15 protein-coding genes are annotated in these 14,565 nt (G+C 59.3%); 2 read left to right on the top strand and 13 right to left on the bottom strand.

The genetic code is table 11. The annotated features are described in order from the left end of the window. Positions 1 to 17: 17 nt before the first annotated feature. Genes PYK22_RS06155 through PYK22_RS06135 form a run of 5 tightly spaced genes read right to left on the bottom strand, consistent with a single transcriptional unit; the run spans position 18 to position 2,517 of the window. Positions 18 to 797, bottom strand: coding sequence for a Phenylacetic acid catabolic protein (locus PYK22_RS06155; protein WP_060635392.1), 780 nt, complete (start codon positions 795 to 797; stop codon positions 18 to 20). Continuing rightward, positions 787 to 984, bottom strand: a complete 198-nt coding sequence (locus PYK22_RS06150; protein ID WP_041975258.1) for a hypothetical protein — start codon at positions 982 to 984, stop codon at positions 787 to 789. Before PYK22_RS06150 ends, PYK22_RS06155 begins: the two co-directional genes overlap by 11 nt. A gap of 15 nt (positions 985 to 999) precedes the next feature. Then, on the bottom strand, positions 1,000 to 1,197 hold the full coding sequence (locus PYK22_RS06145; RefSeq protein WP_041975255.1) for a hypothetical protein: 198 nt from the start codon (positions 1,195 to 1,197) through the stop codon (positions 1,000 to 1,002). A 40-nt stretch (positions 1,198 to 1,237) separates the two neighbouring features. After that, positions 1,238 to 1,558, bottom strand: a complete 321-nt coding sequence (locus PYK22_RS06140; RefSeq protein ID WP_041975615.1) for a metal-sulfur cluster assembly factor — start codon at positions 1,556 to 1,558, stop codon at positions 1,238 to 1,240. Between the two features lie 26 nt (positions 1,559 to 1,584). After that, positions 1,585 to 2,517, bottom strand: coding sequence for a Phenylacetic acid catabolic protein (locus PYK22_RS06135; RefSeq protein ID WP_041975254.1), 933 nt, complete (start codon positions 2,515 to 2,517; stop codon positions 1,585 to 1,587). Positions 2,518 to 2,864: 347 nt separating this feature from the next. On the opposite strand from PYK22_RS06135, the gene PYK22_RS06130 reads away from it, so the two are divergent. Next, positions 2,865 to 5,024 carry a S9 family peptidase gene (locus PYK22_RS06130; RefSeq protein ID WP_083437650.1) on the top strand — a complete coding sequence of 720 codons (2,160 nt, stop codon included), beginning with the start codon at positions 2,865 to 2,867 and terminating at the stop codon, positions 5,022 to 5,024. Between the two features lie 612 nt (positions 5,025 to 5,636). On the opposite strand, the gene rfbC is transcribed toward PYK22_RS06130, so the two are convergent. From rfbC to PYK22_RS06115, 3 genes are read right to left on the bottom strand one after another with little or no spacing between them, the layout of a single operon-like run. Continuing rightward, positions 5,637 to 6,194, bottom strand: coding sequence for a dTDP-4-dehydrorhamnose 3,5-epimerase (gene rfbC / locus PYK22_RS06125; protein ID WP_041975252.1), 558 nt, complete (start codon positions 6,192 to 6,194; stop codon positions 5,637 to 5,639). A 10-nt stretch (positions 6,195 to 6,204) separates the two neighbouring features. After that, positions 6,205 to 7,230, bottom strand: coding sequence for an NAD-dependent epimerase/dehydratase family protein (locus PYK22_RS06120; RefSeq protein ID WP_041975251.1), 1,026 nt, complete (start codon positions 7,228 to 7,230; stop codon positions 6,205 to 6,207). A gap of 26 nt (positions 7,231 to 7,256) precedes the next feature. Then, on the bottom strand, positions 7,257 to 8,306 hold the full coding sequence (locus tag PYK22_RS06115) for a sigma-54 interaction domain-containing protein (protein WP_060635391.1): 1,050 nt from the start codon (positions 8,304 to 8,306) through the stop codon (positions 7,257 to 7,259). A 593-nt stretch (positions 8,307 to 8,899) separates the two neighbouring features. Here PYK22_RS06115 and PYK22_RS06110 point away from each other — a divergent pair. Next, entirely contained in the window at positions 8,900 to 9,550 is a 651-nt protein-coding gene (locus PYK22_RS06110; RefSeq protein WP_041975250.1) for a LuxR C-terminal-related transcriptional regulator, read from the top strand. Between the two features lie 131 nt (positions 9,551 to 9,681). On the opposite strand, the gene PYK22_RS06105 is transcribed toward PYK22_RS06110, so the two are convergent. The 5 genes from PYK22_RS06105 to PYK22_RS06085 form a co-directional block, all read right to left on the bottom strand. Beyond that, entirely contained in the window at positions 9,682 to 10,416 is a 735-nt protein-coding gene (locus PYK22_RS06105) for a helix-turn-helix transcriptional regulator (protein ID WP_041975249.1), read from the bottom strand. 153 nt (positions 10,417 to 10,569) lie between these two features. Continuing rightward, a complete protein-coding gene (locus tag PYK22_RS06100; protein WP_041975248.1) occupies positions 10,570 to 11,916 on the bottom strand; it encodes an SGNH/GDSL hydrolase family protein in 1,347 nt (448 codons plus the stop codon). 15 nt (positions 11,917 to 11,931) lie between these two features. Further along, the gene (locus tag PYK22_RS17835) at positions 11,932 to 12,102 is read right to left on the bottom strand and encodes a DUF5989 family protein (RefSeq protein WP_173568268.1); all 171 of its coding nucleotides are present in this window, start codon (positions 12,100 to 12,102) and stop codon (positions 11,932 to 11,934) included. A gap of 47 nt (positions 12,103 to 12,149) precedes the next feature. Further along, positions 12,150 to 12,587: a hypothetical protein gene (locus tag PYK22_RS06090; protein ID WP_157770705.1), complete on the bottom strand. Its 438-nt coding sequence runs from the start codon at positions 12,585 to 12,587 to the stop codon at positions 12,150 to 12,152. Positions 12,588 to 12,607: 20 nt separating this feature from the next. Beyond that, complete coding sequence (locus tag PYK22_RS06085) at positions 12,608 to 14,422, bottom strand: carbamoyltransferase family protein (protein WP_041975245.1); 1,815 nt, start codon at positions 14,420 to 14,422, stop codon at positions 12,608 to 12,610. Between the last annotated feature and the right edge of the window lie 143 nt (positions 14,423 to 14,565).

The raw sequence follows: 14,565 nt of genomic DNA, 5'->3' as shown, positions 1-14,565 counted from the left end.
TCCGCACCAGGGGCAGATCAGAGCTTCGCCTTCCTCCTCAAGCGGCGTTCGAGTTGATCCCAATCCTCCCACGGCAACGCCTCATATTCCCACGCCGATCGGGTCCGATTCCAACTCAGATGAGCAGGCAACCGCAAGCCGACTTCGAGCAGAAGAGGGGCGACACGATTCAAGTAACGCTGTCGCCATACTTCATTCTCTCCGGCGATCAACCCTTCCCGCCGCAGAGCTTCGACGCCTGGCTCATGCTGTGGACCGAACCAGAGCAACATCTCCGGAAGCAGCCCATCGACGCAAGATTGCAGCGCGCATCGCCCCTCCGAAGTTTCCGCCAACTCGCGCACGCGCCCTTCGGCATACTCCGAGTGAAAACTTTCCTCCTGCAGGATGCGCGCGGCGCGACGCGCTAGGGCGACGTAAGTCGAATCGGTCAGATGTTCGAACATCGTATTGATGGCCGGATCGATCAAGGCGAGGCCCGCCACGGCGTGAACCCAACTGGACCACGGCTCGACGACGAAGCTGACGGCGTAACGCCGATGACGCCCGTTACCGCGTTCCAATGGGCTGGGGCGCCCCGGGAACGGCAGCTCTTCGAGAAGCGGATAAAGGACGCGCGCATGGCCGAGCTCTTCTTGCGCCAAAGCGGCAGCGGCTACCGCCCCTTCGAGCGACGGGGCGCCGACGACCCATTCGGAAAGGCGCCGTCCCAGATAGTACTTGTTATCGGCCAGAACGACGATGAGGTTGACGATCGCGGCCAGCGCGGCATCGTCCTCCATCCAATCACGCTCCATCCCTCCCCTCCGCACGCACCACCCAGTGAATCTCAGCCTCGGGGATCAAAACGAGTTCGACCCATCGCTCACCGAACTCTTCGACCGCCTGATGTCGGGCTAGTTGCTCGCTTTCGACCGACAACACGCCCTGTTCCTTCAGCGGCTCAGCATATTCCGTTCGACCGAACACCAGATAACGTCGCATCGCCTATCCCCAAACTCAAGCCGGTGCGATGATCCAGATCAGTTCGCGCCGCGCGACGACGAACATATCGCGCCACTTCAGCTCATCGTAGAGCGTGTAAGCGAAGACCTTGGCATCACTCACCGATCTCGCCTTCACGGTCCCGACATGATGCAAAGGGTCACCAGCTTCATGACGCGCGAAGACTTCGTAGTATTCCTCTCGCCGATTCAAGGCTCCCGCCCCTCACCTCTTTCGAAGATGGATGCCGCTTTCAGATGACTCCCAAGTTGCGCAGCACCTCACGCCCTTTGCGACTGATCGCGCTGGCGTCCCAACGATCGAAGACTTCCTCGATCTCCACGCGTTTGACGCCGCCGATCCGTGACAACCGGGCGCGGATATCATCACATATCAACTCCGTGCAAGGGCAGCCTAAACTCGTGAAGGTCAATTTTACGCGAACGACTCCACCATCGATCTCCACGCCGCGGATCAAGCCGAGATCCACGATGCTGATCGGATATTCGGGATCGTAAACCTCACTCAACGCAGAGATGATGGCTTCGACCGTCAATCCCCTCTCTTCCGCCATTCCGTCACCTTCCGATCCATCCGCGATCATGAGGCGATGGCGCGCCTCAATTGCGCATACCCGCGCTGAATGGCGCCGACCAATTCGCCGTTCGCCGGACCGCGCTTTCGCCACCGTTCCAACACTTGCTCCCAAGTGATCGGCCCCCGCTCGAATAGCCAACGCTTCCTCTCGGCATCGAATTCCGCCGGAAACGGCACATCGATCACATACTGACCGGTCCGATCATCATAATGGGCGGGGACACGCAACCCCAAACTCTCGCAGAACGGCACGGTGGTCGACATCCACTCCTGACGCAACTGATCGTTGGTCTTTCCCTTCAGGCCATAAGAGATCTGCTCCGTATGCCGCTTGAGGTGGTCCGGCAAACCGAACCATTCGAGCGTAAGGACGAACATCCAATCGACCGCGCGCTGCAATTCTTCCTTCCGTTCCGGATCTTGGGCCAGAATGCTCATCCAACGTTCGCCATGACGCAGATGGAAATTCTCCTCACGATCCACTTTGACCAATGCCCTCTTCCACGGCCCGTAACTCGTATGACGAAAAACATCGCCCAAAAGCACGAAGCCGGCGCGATCGTAGAAAGCGTTGGCGACGACCAACTCGGTCCATGACTCGAGCGGAACGTCGAAGGCGTAAGGGTGTTTGAACTCTTCGGGGCGCCTTTCGTAAACGAGCGCATCGGTGTCAACTCCGAGGTCGCGCAGCAACCGGTAGGCGATATGCGCGTGCCCGAGTTCGTCTTGAATGATCCCCAGCGCCGAGATGTATGCGTTGATGTTCGGCGCATCCTGCGCCGCACGTAGATAGGCCGGCGCGCTGATCAGCTCAGTGTCAGCCGAGACGATCAACGTCCGTTTGAGGCCTTCGATATACCGCTCATTGGCATGTTCCGGTCGCTCGACCAGCTTCCCCGCCCTGATCCGCTCCAACAACGCGCTGTCGGTCACCATGGCCTCTCCCCTTAGACAGCTTCAAATTCAACTACGACAATCGAGTTTAGCTGACCGCACGGTCAAAATCAACAGCCCCCGAGCCACCCATCGGACCGCCCCCCGCGCCGCCAATCGAGAGGACGAGGTTCTTCAGCGTCCATTGAAGGCGAGATAATTTAATGTTGGGCGTTTCTCCTTCGCCCTTGAGCACTGTTCTTCAGCGTCCATTGAAGGCGAGATAATGGTTCGGCTTACTCTCTTCATATCTCCGAGGGCTCTATCGGCGTCCATTGATGGAGAAGGCGAATGGATTTATGCTTTAGCCCAAGGCTGTCTCATCACGCTGAAACGACGGAGGAAGCGATATGAGAGAGAGGGATAGCGGCCTCTCTTTATTCGCCATCGCCTTGCTCATCGCAGTTCAAGCGCCCATCCCGGCGATCGCGCAGATCGGATCGACAGCAATATTCTCGCTCGAACAGGTGCGCAGTTATCCATTCCCCAATGAACTCGTCGCCTCATCGACCGGAGCGCGCATAGCGTGGGCTTTCAACGAGCAAGGGCGGCGCAACGTTTGGGTGGCGGAGGCACCCGATTGGCGCGCACGCAAGCTGACCAATTATGAGACGGATGATGGGCAAGAGATTTCGAGCCTATCGATCTCGCCCGACGGGCGCTGGGTCGTCTATGTGCGCGGCGGGGATCACGGCGCGAACTGGGACGATTCACTGCCGGTCAATCCGACCTCCAGCCCCGTCCCGCCCAAAGTCGCCATCTGGAGCGTGCCGTTTGCGGGCGGTGAGCCGAAGATGCTAGCCGAAGGAGACGAACCGGTCATCTCGCCGCGCGGAGATCAAGTCGCTTTCGTGCGCGACCGCGCGATCTGGGTCGTGCCGATCGACGGGTCGGCTCCGGCGCGTAAGCTTTTCACCGCACGCGGCGACAACGGCTCTCCCGTGTGGTCGCCTGATGGCGATCGCTTGGCCTTCGTTTCGAACCGCGGCGATCATTCCTTCATCGGCATCTACACTGATGAGCGCACGCCGATCCTTTGGATCGCGCCTTCGACCTCGCGCGACACTCATCCGCGGTGGTCCCCCGACGGGAAGAGGATCGCCTTCATCCGTCGTCCCGGCACGGGTGGTCCGCCCGAACCCATCCTCGAACAGCGACCGAACAGGTGGGCCATCTGGACGGCGGATGTGATCACAGGCGAAGCGCGGCTGCTTTGGGAAAGCCCGAACGCTCTGCGCGGCTCCTTTCCGACGACTGATGGCGGCCCCAATCTTCACTGGGCTGCCGGTGGAAGGATCATCTTTCTCTCCTACATGGACGGCTGGCCCCACCTTTATTCGATCCCGGAAGCGGGCGGCGAGCCACTGCTCCTGACGCCGGGCCGCTACATGGCCGAACATATCTCGCTCACACCGGACAAACGTTTTCTGGTCTTCGCCGCTAACACCGGGCCAGATCCGGATGACATTGACCGTCGCCACATCGTGCGCGTCCCCGTCGATCGCGCCGCGCCGGAAGTTCTAACGCCCGGAACAGGGCTGGAGTGGTCGCCCGTGGTGACAGGTGACATGCAGACGATCGCCCTCATCAGCGCGACGGCGCAGCGCCCGCCGCTTCCGGCAGTGATGCCCTTCAACGGCGGGTCTGCTCGATTGCTTGCGGAGGATCGCCTCCCGCAAGACTTTCCCGCAAAGCAACTCGTCACCCCGAAGAAGATCGTCTATCGCGCGCCCGACGGGCTGGAGATTCATGCGCAGCTCTTCATGAAGGAGGGTGTGAGCGGACGCCGCCCGGCAATCGTCTACGTTCACGGCGGGCCGCCGCGCCAAATGCTCTTGGGTTGGCACTATTCGGACTATTATGCCAACGCCTATGCGCTCAACCAGTATCTGGCCAGTCGAGGTTACATCGTCCTTTCAGTCAACTACCGATTGGGAATCGGCTACGGCTATGAGTTTCACAATCCACCGCGGGCCGGATCGCGCGGCGCGTCCGAATATCAAGACATCAAGGCGGCAGGCGAGTATCTTCGCTCTTTGCCCGAGGTTGATCCGCGACGGATCGGGATCTACGGCGGCAGCTACGGCGGCTACTTGACGGCGCTGGCGCTAGCGCGCGATTCGAGTCTCTTTGCCGCTGGCGTGGACATTCACGGCGTGCACGACTGGACCGGCGAGCGGGCGCGTCCGTTGCTTGAGCCGCGTGTGGAGAAAGCTCCGGACCTCGACGAAGCGCTCCGGGTCGCGTGGGCTTCATCGCCCGTCTCGTCCGTAGCGACGTGGCGCTCTCCTGTGCTTTTGATCCACGGCGATGACGATCGCAACGTGCGTTTCAGTCAAACCGTCGATCTCATCCGTCGTTTAGAGAAAGCGGGGGTGAAGTGTGAAGAACTCGTGATACCAGACGACACGCACCATTTCATGCGCTACGCGAACTGGCTGAAGGTTGATAAGGCAACCGCCGCCTTTTTCGATCGAGTCTTTATGGGCACACAGGGAGGATCAAGGTGACCATGCGGCGTGAGATTTTGATAGTTGAACGCCGCGCGTCGAAGAAGGATTGAGGCGTGCTGAGTTTTGCGGCGTTGAAGCTTCGCCCGTCACGCCCTTTTCCCCGCCGCCCCTCCCAACATCGGTGCCGCTGGCTGAATGGTAGGCAGGATCCAGCGCTTTTCTCCGCGTGGGTGCGGGTCAAAAGCGCGCGAAGTTCAACGCCGCGTCTTACATGAGAGCAAAATGCGTTCCGCATCTCAGGGTCAAACGAATGGGAGAGCGAAGATGAGCAGGCGGTCGCAGCTTCGCTCGTTCGAAACGTCAGACCATGATGGAAAAACGCGACGCATGAGGATGCCGAAGCCGCGCGATTGAAAATCGCTTTTCACCTCAACCGAACCTCATGGCGACTCGAAATCTCGCTGGAGCTGGACGTTGAGCGCCTCCAGACGGCGCGCTGTTTCGCGTAAGTTCAATTCGAGCAGGGAACGCTAGCGGGTAATTTTAATCTCACCCGCTGCCGTTCACGGTGAAGTCCAGCGGCCTCATGCGCCGATCTCAGGCGGGTAAGCTTCCTTTGCGCGCTCGGTCTGCGTGTGACATCTTTGTGACCTCGTGGGTCAACTCGTCTCAGCGCGAATTCGCGCCGCAGCGCATCGTGGTGAGATAGGCAGGCCAGTTTCGATCGCGTTCGGCGATCACCTCGATAGCGATGGGCCAGCGGATGCCGAAGGCTGGATCATCAAACCGCACGCCACGCGCCGCAGCAGCGACATAAGGGTGCGAGATGTGATAGAGCACTTCCGCGTCATCGGTTAAAGTGAGGAATCCGTGGGCGAATCCGGCGGGCACAAATACGCCACGGCGATTATCCGCCGACAGCTCAACGCCGAACCATTTCGCGTGCGTGTGGGAACCGACGCGCAGATCGATGATGACATCGTAAATCGCGCCCCTCACGCAATGGACCATTTTGCTCTCCTCATAAGGCGCAGCTTGGTAGTGCATCCCGCGCAGCGTTCCGCGTCGTCGGTTGAACGAGAGGCTGACTTGCGCGAGTCGAGACGTCAAACCGTGTGTGGCGAATTCTCGTTCGCACCAGAGTCGCGCGAAGAATCCGCGCTCATCCTCGCGCTTTTCGAGTTCCACGAGATAAGCGCCCGCTAGTTCCGTCTCCACAAAGATCATCGCCTTCCGTTCAAGTCCAAAAGAGGTCGGCATCGAGTTGCCCGCTTCCGACCAGATATTCGAGCTGTTTTAAGCGCGTAAAGGAGCGCGATTCGAACCGCTCTCGCCCGAGCGCGACCTTGGCGAAAAGCTCGCGGAGCTGCCGCGCTCCATCGATCGCGCGATATTGCGGACGAAACGAAGGGAGTTGCGCGCGTATCTTCGCGAAACTGACGCGATAGCTGCGATTATCCGCGCCGCTTTCTCCGAAGCTTATCCGACAATCGGGGAAAACGCGCGCGACGATCGAGGCGATTTCACGCACGCGGTAATTCTCCTCATCGCAACCGACGTTGAAGATCTGGTTATGAACTGCTTCGCGTGGGGCCTCCAGGCAGCAAGCGATCGCTTGACAAATGTCGAGCACATGCACGAGCGGACGCCACGGCGTCCCGTCGCTCGTCATCTTGATCTCACCTGTCGTCCAGGCCAAACCGGCCAAGTTGTTCAAGACGAGATCGAACCGCATTCGCGGCGAAGGACCATAGGCCGTGGCATTGCGCAGGAAGACCGGAGAGAAGCTGTCATCAGCCATCTCAAAAAGCTCGCGTTCGACGAGCGCTTTGCATTCGGCATACGCCGTTTGCGGATTCACGCCGGATTCTTCCGTCTTATGATCGTCCGTGCCCACTCCGTACACGCTGCACGAAGAGGAGTAGATGAGCCGCTGGACGCCGGCTCGCCGACAAGCGCGCGCGAGGCCGACGCTCCCGCGATAGTTGATCTCATACGTCACGCGCGGATCGAACTGGCCCAGAGGATCGTTCGACAACTCCGCGAGATGCACGACCGCATCGAACCCGCGCAGATCATCCTCGGTCACGCGCCGAACGTCTTTGTTGAAACAGGCGGGAAAACGCGCTGCGCCATCATTGTACAGCCACCCATCTTTGTAGAATCCGGTATCGAGGCCGAGGACCTCATGATCGCGCGCGAGCAAAAACGGCCCGAGCTGTGATCCGATATACCCTTCCGCCCCAGTGACGAGAACTTTCATTTTTAGCCCCTGATCGCTGTGCCTCTTCACTTCACGCCACTTTCATCGTTGCGCCACTCATCCAAATCCGACAGCGGACCGTAGCGTTTCAGCTTGCGGTAGAGCGTGCGGCGATCTATCCCGAGAACCGCCGCCGCCTTGATTTGATTCCCTTGTTGGCGCTTGAGCACGAAGAGGATATATCGGCGCTCGACTTCGGAAAGCGGCAAGCTGCCGAGCAACAATTCGTCCATCTCGGTCCCATCGACCTCGTCGCTTGCCCGTCGCGCTGAGGTCAGGACGTGCGTCGGCAGATCATCCACGGAGAGTTCCATCTTCTCGCCGATGGCGAGCGCGTACTCGATCGCATTCTCGAGCTCGCGCACGTTGCCCGGCCACGAATAACGCATCAAGGCGCGTAGCGCTTCAGGGGAGAAGCGTCGTGGCGCTTCGCTGCGGCTTTCGGCATGTCTTTGCAGGAAGTATTCGACGAGCAGCGGTATATCCTCGACCCGCTCACACAGTTCGGGCACGCGCAATGGCACGACGCGCAGGCGGAAGAAGAGATCGGCGCGAAAGAGACCTTTGGCGACCGCCGCCTGTAGATCCCGATTGGTCGCCGCGATGATGCGCACATCGACGACGATGTTCGTGCGTCCGCCGACGCGCCGCAACTGTTTCTCCTGAAGGACGCGCAGCAATTTGGCTTGGGTGTGCAGATTGAGCATATCAACTTCATCGAAGAAGATCGTGCCGCCGGCGGCCTTCTCGAACAGGCCGCGTCTGGTTTCGTGCGCGCCGGTGAACGTCCCTCGTTCATGACCGAACAGCTCGGCCTCGAAGAGCGTATCGGGGATCGCTGAGCAATTGATATCGACGAACGGCGCGTGGCTACGCGCGCTACGCGCGTGGATGGCGCGGGCGACTAGCTCCTTTCCCGTGCCGGTCGCGCCCGTAATGAGCACGGAACTATCGGTCGCGGCGATCCGTTCGATGAGCGCACAAAGATCTTTGATTGCGGGCGAGCGACCGATGATCTGTGGGATGGGAGTTTTGGCAAGAGAGACGGCATGGATCGAATTCGGGTAAGAGGACATCGACCTAACCTCCAAGGGGCAATCGGAGTAAAAACCTTCGCTTCATCACCGCTTCGAAGCGAAGGCTAGGCTTCCTCGACCGGATGCTTCCCGATCGAAGCGAACGCTTCACGTCCCGTTACGCTTGAGATCGAAACAGCCTCGTCTACGCCCGGTTCCAAGTCGGTCTTGAAAGCGAGAGCCCGGCGAAGCTAATAACGAGACGCCGGGGTTGTTGGCGAAGGGAGCAACCCTGGTCCGAGTTTCAAAGTAAACCGCTGAGCGTATCTTGACATTTCGCACCGCGCTTGTATATCCCGTCAAATCGTGATTGCCTATCCCGTCAAATAGTGTTAGAGTACCTCCACTTTGGATCGCTAAGCGCATTGAGCCGCGGGTGGATGGCGCGTTTCTCGCTCGCCACAAACGTCGTCAATTCCACTCGGAACGAAGAACCATATCTAACCCTGAAACCGATTGGCGATCCCCCATGAAGTTCAGGTCTCTTTACGCTGAATTCGAAACCCAGTTACAAACTAGATGAGCTCGCCGTCTGACAACGCGCCGACTTTTCCGACGAGACGCAACCATCTTTGAATCAAGAGAGAACAGGTATGATTACGATCGCCCTAGCAGAAGCACAAGAGATCATGCGCAAAGGGCTTGCCGCGCTTCTCGAACGAGAAGAGGATCTGCAGATCGTCGGGGAATGTGCGACTGGAAGGGAGCTCCTCGAACTAGTCGAGCGATGCCATCCCCAAGTCGTCATCCTCGAAATCGCATTGCCAGAGCTGAACGGATTCGAAGCGGCATATCGCATTCGCCAAACGAGCCCCCAAACGCGACTCATCGTGCTCTCAAATTGCGTGGACGAGCTCCACGTGCAGCGAATGCTCGACATCGGGGTCGTCGGTTACATAGCCAAGAACGGGAGGGTGCGGGAGTTATTGGAGGCGATCCGTCACGCGGCGCAAGGGGCGTTGCATCTTGGCTCTGCTGTGATCGGGATGGCGTTGACTTCGAAGGAACGAACGATCAACCGACTCTCTCCGCGCGAGCGCGAGGTTCTGCAATTGATCGCCGAGGGCAAATCTTCCAAAGAGATCGCGCGCGCGCTCCACATCAGTCTAGAGACGGTCAAAACCCACCGCAAGAGGATCATGGAGAAACTCGAGATCCATGATGCGTCGAGCCTGACGCGCTACGCCATTCAGCACGGCATCACACATCTCGCGCTGTTGTTTGGGATCATGCTCAAGAACTGAAGCGGACCAATGGGGTCGCACGGAGAGAGGAGGTCAGTTCAAGTACGGTTTGAAGAGCCAGAACTGAAGCGGACCGATGGGGTCACACGCGGCCTCTTCAGCTCAGCGATAGGCTCCCTGACAGATCGCTTTCAAAAAGCGGCGCGGACGGAATTGCCGTCAGCCTTTCGATATTCGCTCGCGTTCATGCCTGTGACCTCTTTGAAACTGCGCGAAAAGTAGTGGCTATCGGAGAAACCGACGCGCGCGGCAACTTCCTTTACGCTGTAACGACTCGAAGCGAGCATCCGTTTGGCCTCTTCGATGCGCGTCTGTCTAAGCAGTTGACGGAAGCTGATGCCGACTTCCTGATTGAGGATGCGCGACAATCTGACTGGCGAGATATGCAGCGCGCGCGCCACCTTCGGCAGATTGAGCTTCGGATCTCTGTACTGCTCGGCGATGACGCGCATCACCCGTCGCAATATTTCATAGTGCTCCGTCCTTTGCGTATGGATGCAAGGCGGAAACGGCAGGAAGCGACGCACACGCCGGACGATATCGAGATCTTCTTCACTCTCGACGTCGCTCAAGATGAATTCGCCATGGATCGCTTCACCCTCACCGGTCGGATCGCGCCGGAGCACGAGCAACGGGATGCGCGGGAAGGCGCGGCGCAGATCGCTGATGAACAGACGCCTTATCGGATAACTCGGGACGCCGACGACGATCAAATCGAACCGTTCCTCACGCTCCGCCAGCGGCGTCTCTTCCGCTCCGATAGCGGTCAAGCGCGATCCCAAAGCGCGTCTCAATCTTTCGAGGATGTGCTCGCAGCAGTCTATAGCCATGACGTGCAGAGCCGATTTTGGTTCGGGTTTCGCCATCTGATGGACCTCATGCGCAAAGCGCGTTCCGTCCTGCTGGCAAGATGAAGCGCGTCACGCCTAAAAGGCGCGCTTATCGATTCGATCGTTCGCCAATTAAAATGGCGCGAGCACGCCATGAGCGGAGAGGGTCTCATGTTTCGCCAGAACCGTTCACTTCGAGTAATTCAACTCGTTCGATTGAGCGAGCCATTCGCCGATCGTGCGGGCGACGATCGCGTGGCCGCGCGCATCCAGATGTTCATCCGTCGGGATGTACAATCCGCGATTGTCGCGCGCCGCCTCTTGACGAAAGACCGGGAAGAGGCCGATGTACGAACAACCGATTTGATGACAAAAGCGCCCCAATTCGCTCTCAAAATCGCCCTCGCTTTGCACGACCTCGCCGGGCAGAAAACGCCCGCGATCGGCCTCGCGCGCGAACGTGACGAACGGAGCCATGACGCGCACCATCACCGGCACATGGACGACCAATAACTCAATCCCACGCTCCCGACACAACCGCGTTCCCGCTTCGAGCGCGCGTTTCGTCTCCTCAAAGCCCCAAACTTTCTGGACCGGTTGATCTGGCAAATAAGGATAGCGGATGAACAGTTCGCGCACAGTGCCATCCGTGTAATGGATCGTCGCTGGAGCCAGATTCCGCTCCGGCGCGCGAAGTCGCGTGCGCGCGAACCATTCATTGATGAGCGAGTTATTGAAGTAGCGCGCTGCGAGAGGCAGATAGGGGCGGGTCGGCGACTCCCGCCACTTCGCATAGCCCTGCGCGTCTAGAAGATCATTCCCTTCGAACAATTGCCACACGATCACGCGCGGACGATAGGCCAGAGCGTATCGTCGCAATACGACTTCCTCTTGCTGTGGCCCGTAAGCGCCGACGCCGAGATTGACCGCGCGCAGCCCAGTCGCTTGCGCCACACGACGGACGAATGTCTGCTCTTCGGGGAGTTCGGCGGCTTCGGTGTAAGAATCTCCGATGAAGACGACATCGGCGCGTTCGATCCCCGGCGGATTGCGAAAGCCGTTCTCATCCGTGCGAAAATAGACCTCTCCCGTCTCCGCGCTCTTGCGCCCGCGCCAAGACACTCGCGCAAGCCGCTTGAATCCCAATTCTTCATCGATGGCGTTGTAACGACGCGAGACTTTCGCCAGATCGAAGTAGTAGTTGGTCCGCCAAATCTTCAGGTAACCGAACGTGTAAACGGCATCGAAGATGAAAAGCAGCGCGATGGTCGGCACGGTGACCGCCGCCAGTCGCAAAGCGACTGAACGGCGCGCGCGCGCGCGACAACAGATGACGATGGTTAAACAGAGCGTCGCCGCGGCGATGGGGATGCCGAAATAGATGTCGCGCAGTTGGACGTGCCCCCACAGATACTCTCCGCGCGGACGGAACCACGGCCAAACCCACAGGTAGGCGAAAGCTGCCCAGAACAGGGCCAGCGCGATCCAGGCGGCGGGTCGGCGCGAGGCTTCCGCAGACGATGAGGTGGCGACCATGATGCTTCTCTGCGATCAGAACAGGGTGTAGATGAACGGCGCGGCAGCCGTCCCGCCAAGCATGATCAACAATCCGAGCAGGATGATCGCGCAGACGATCGGGATCAAATACCATTTCTTGTTCTCCGCGAGGAAAGCGACCAGATCGCGGAAGAATCCAGGATTTCGTTCGAATCTCTCGTTCATCGCATGTCCCCTCACCGCGGCGTCGAATTCACCGAAACGCAGCGGGATCAAAATTGGCGATAGAGATCGCCCTTTCGTTTCTCTTTTGGAAGTCTGCGCCACGTCGAACCGCGGCGATCGGGTTTGAGCTGGAGCGGGTCCTCGCCGCGCAAACGCAGGTACGCTCCCACAGGTGTGACGATGGAGAAGAAGATGATGGTCAACAGGAGATTGCTGATCGCGTAACCGACGAGGCTCGTCGGCACGTAGATCGCAAGATAAGCGATTCGTCCGAGCCGCGGCAAAAGCGCGAAGATGGCGAGCGTTACGCCCGCTCCCCACAGGATGAGAGATGACGCACCGATCTCCGCCGCACGCCATGCGATGATCGCGCCAAGCGAGAAGCAACCAACCAACATCGCCAGAGCGAAGCGCCGCCGCTCCCGCTCGTCAGGCTGCCAGTTGACGCGCCGAAAACAGGCTAGTTCCGTGATCTGCATCTTCACCTCGCTCGGACCATCGTGCTTCAATCGAGTTCAAATCGTGCGCGGTAGGCTTCGGCCCCGGGAAGCGGCGGTTGCTCCTCTTTGAGCAGCAGGTGATTGCCGATGGCCAAAGCATCTATGTTGGTGTACATGAAGCACCGGTAAGCGTCCTCGGGCGAGCAGACGATCGGCTCGCCGCGGATGTTGAAGCTCGTGTTGACGATCACGGGGCACCCGGTCAACTCGTAGAAAGCGCGCAGCATTTCGTAGAACAGGCCGTGTCGTTCGGCATCCACGGTCTGCACGCGCGCGCTGTAATCGACATGCGTCACGGCGGGGATGCGACTTCGCGGCACGTTCAACTTCTCGATCCCCCACCGCTCTTCGTCCCGCGGGTCGAGCGGCAGGCGTTGGCGCTCGTTGACCTTGGCGACCAGCAACATATATGGACTTTCGCTTGCGAGATCGAAGTAATCGGCAACGCACTCACGCAACACGCATGGAGCGAACGGGCGAAAGCTTTCGCGGAATTTGATCTTCAGGTTCATGATCGATTGCATGCGCGGACTGCGCGCGTCGCCGAGTATGCTGCGCGCGCCGAGAGCGCGCGGACCGAACTCCATGCGCCCACGAAACCATCCCACGACTCTTTCCTCGGAAAGAAGGCGCGCGACGCGCTGGGCCAGATCGCGTTCGCTGAGCCTGACGGCGACGGCCCCGACGTGCGCTAGATATGCGGCGATCTCTTCGTCCGTGTACTCTGGCCCGAGCAATGCGCCACGCATAAGATCCCGACCATCCTTTCCATGGCCCAACATCTGATGCCAGACGTAGAACGCCGCGCCCAAAGCGCCGCCAGCATCGCCCGCCGCCGGCTGGATCCAGATCTCGTCAAATGGACCTTCGCGCAACAAGCGCCCGTTCGCCACGCAATTGAGCGCCACGCCGCCCGCCATGCATAGATGGCGGCATCCCGTTTCGGCATGCGCGCGGCGCGCCAGACGCAACATGACCTCTTCCGTGACGAGTTGAATGCTCGCCGCAAGATCCATCTCGCGCTGCGTCAACGGCGTCTCGGGTCGTCGCGGCGGGCCGCCGAACAGGCGATGGAACCTCTCGTTGGTCATCGTCAATCCCGTGCAATAATCGAAATATTCCTGATTGAGCCAGAAGGAACCATCCTCGGCGAGTTCGAGCAGATGATCGTAGATGAGTTCGACGTAGCGCGGCTCGCCGTATGGAGCTAATCCCATGAGCTTGTACTCGCCCGAGTTGACTTTGAAACCCGTGTAGTAGGTGAAAGCGCTATAGAGCATTCCGAGCGAGTGCGGAAACCTGATCTCATGCGTCAAGCTGATCTCGTGATCGTTGCCCAAGCCGATCGTCGTCGTCGCCCACTCGCCAACGCCATCTGCCGTCAAGATGGCCGCGCTCTTGAAAGGCGACGGATAAAAGGCACTCGCGGCGTGCGACTCGTGATGCTGCGTGAACAGAACTGGTCCGGCGTACTCGCTCCCCAATCCGCGCCGGATCAATTGCGGGATGTTGGGTTTATCGTGCAACCAAGTCGGCAAAGCGACGCGAAAGGACTGGAAACCACGCGGCGCGAAGGCTAAATAGGTCTCCAATAGCCTTTCGGCTTTGAGCAACGGCTTCTCGTAGAAAACCACCGCGTCGAGCTTCTCCGCCTTCAATCCGGCCTCGCGCAAACAGTATTCGATGGCCCGCGCCGGAAACGAGGCATCGTGCTTGCGGCGCGTGAACCGTTCTTCTTGCGCCGCGGCGACGATCTCGCCATCGCGGATCAATGCCGCGGCGCTATCATGATAGAAGGCTGAGATGCCGAGGATGTTCATATCAGATCGCCTCCCGCTCGACTCTTTCCGGTAGCGACGAACACGCGCTATGCAGTCCATCCCTGAAACGTCGCCCCACGCCGATAACCTGCCGCCTTCACTCGTACCTAATTCTCACCCTAATAGCGATAACTCGACGCCGA

The organism is Pyrinomonas methylaliphatogenes, assembly GCF_000820845.2.
In the GTDB taxonomy this organism is placed as follows: Bacteria; Acidobacteriota; Blastocatellia; order Pyrinomonadales; family Pyrinomonadaceae; genus Pyrinomonas; species Pyrinomonas methylaliphatogenes.
Note: the sequence above shows the minus strand (reverse complement) of the source record. Positions and strands in the feature narration are given on the sequence as shown.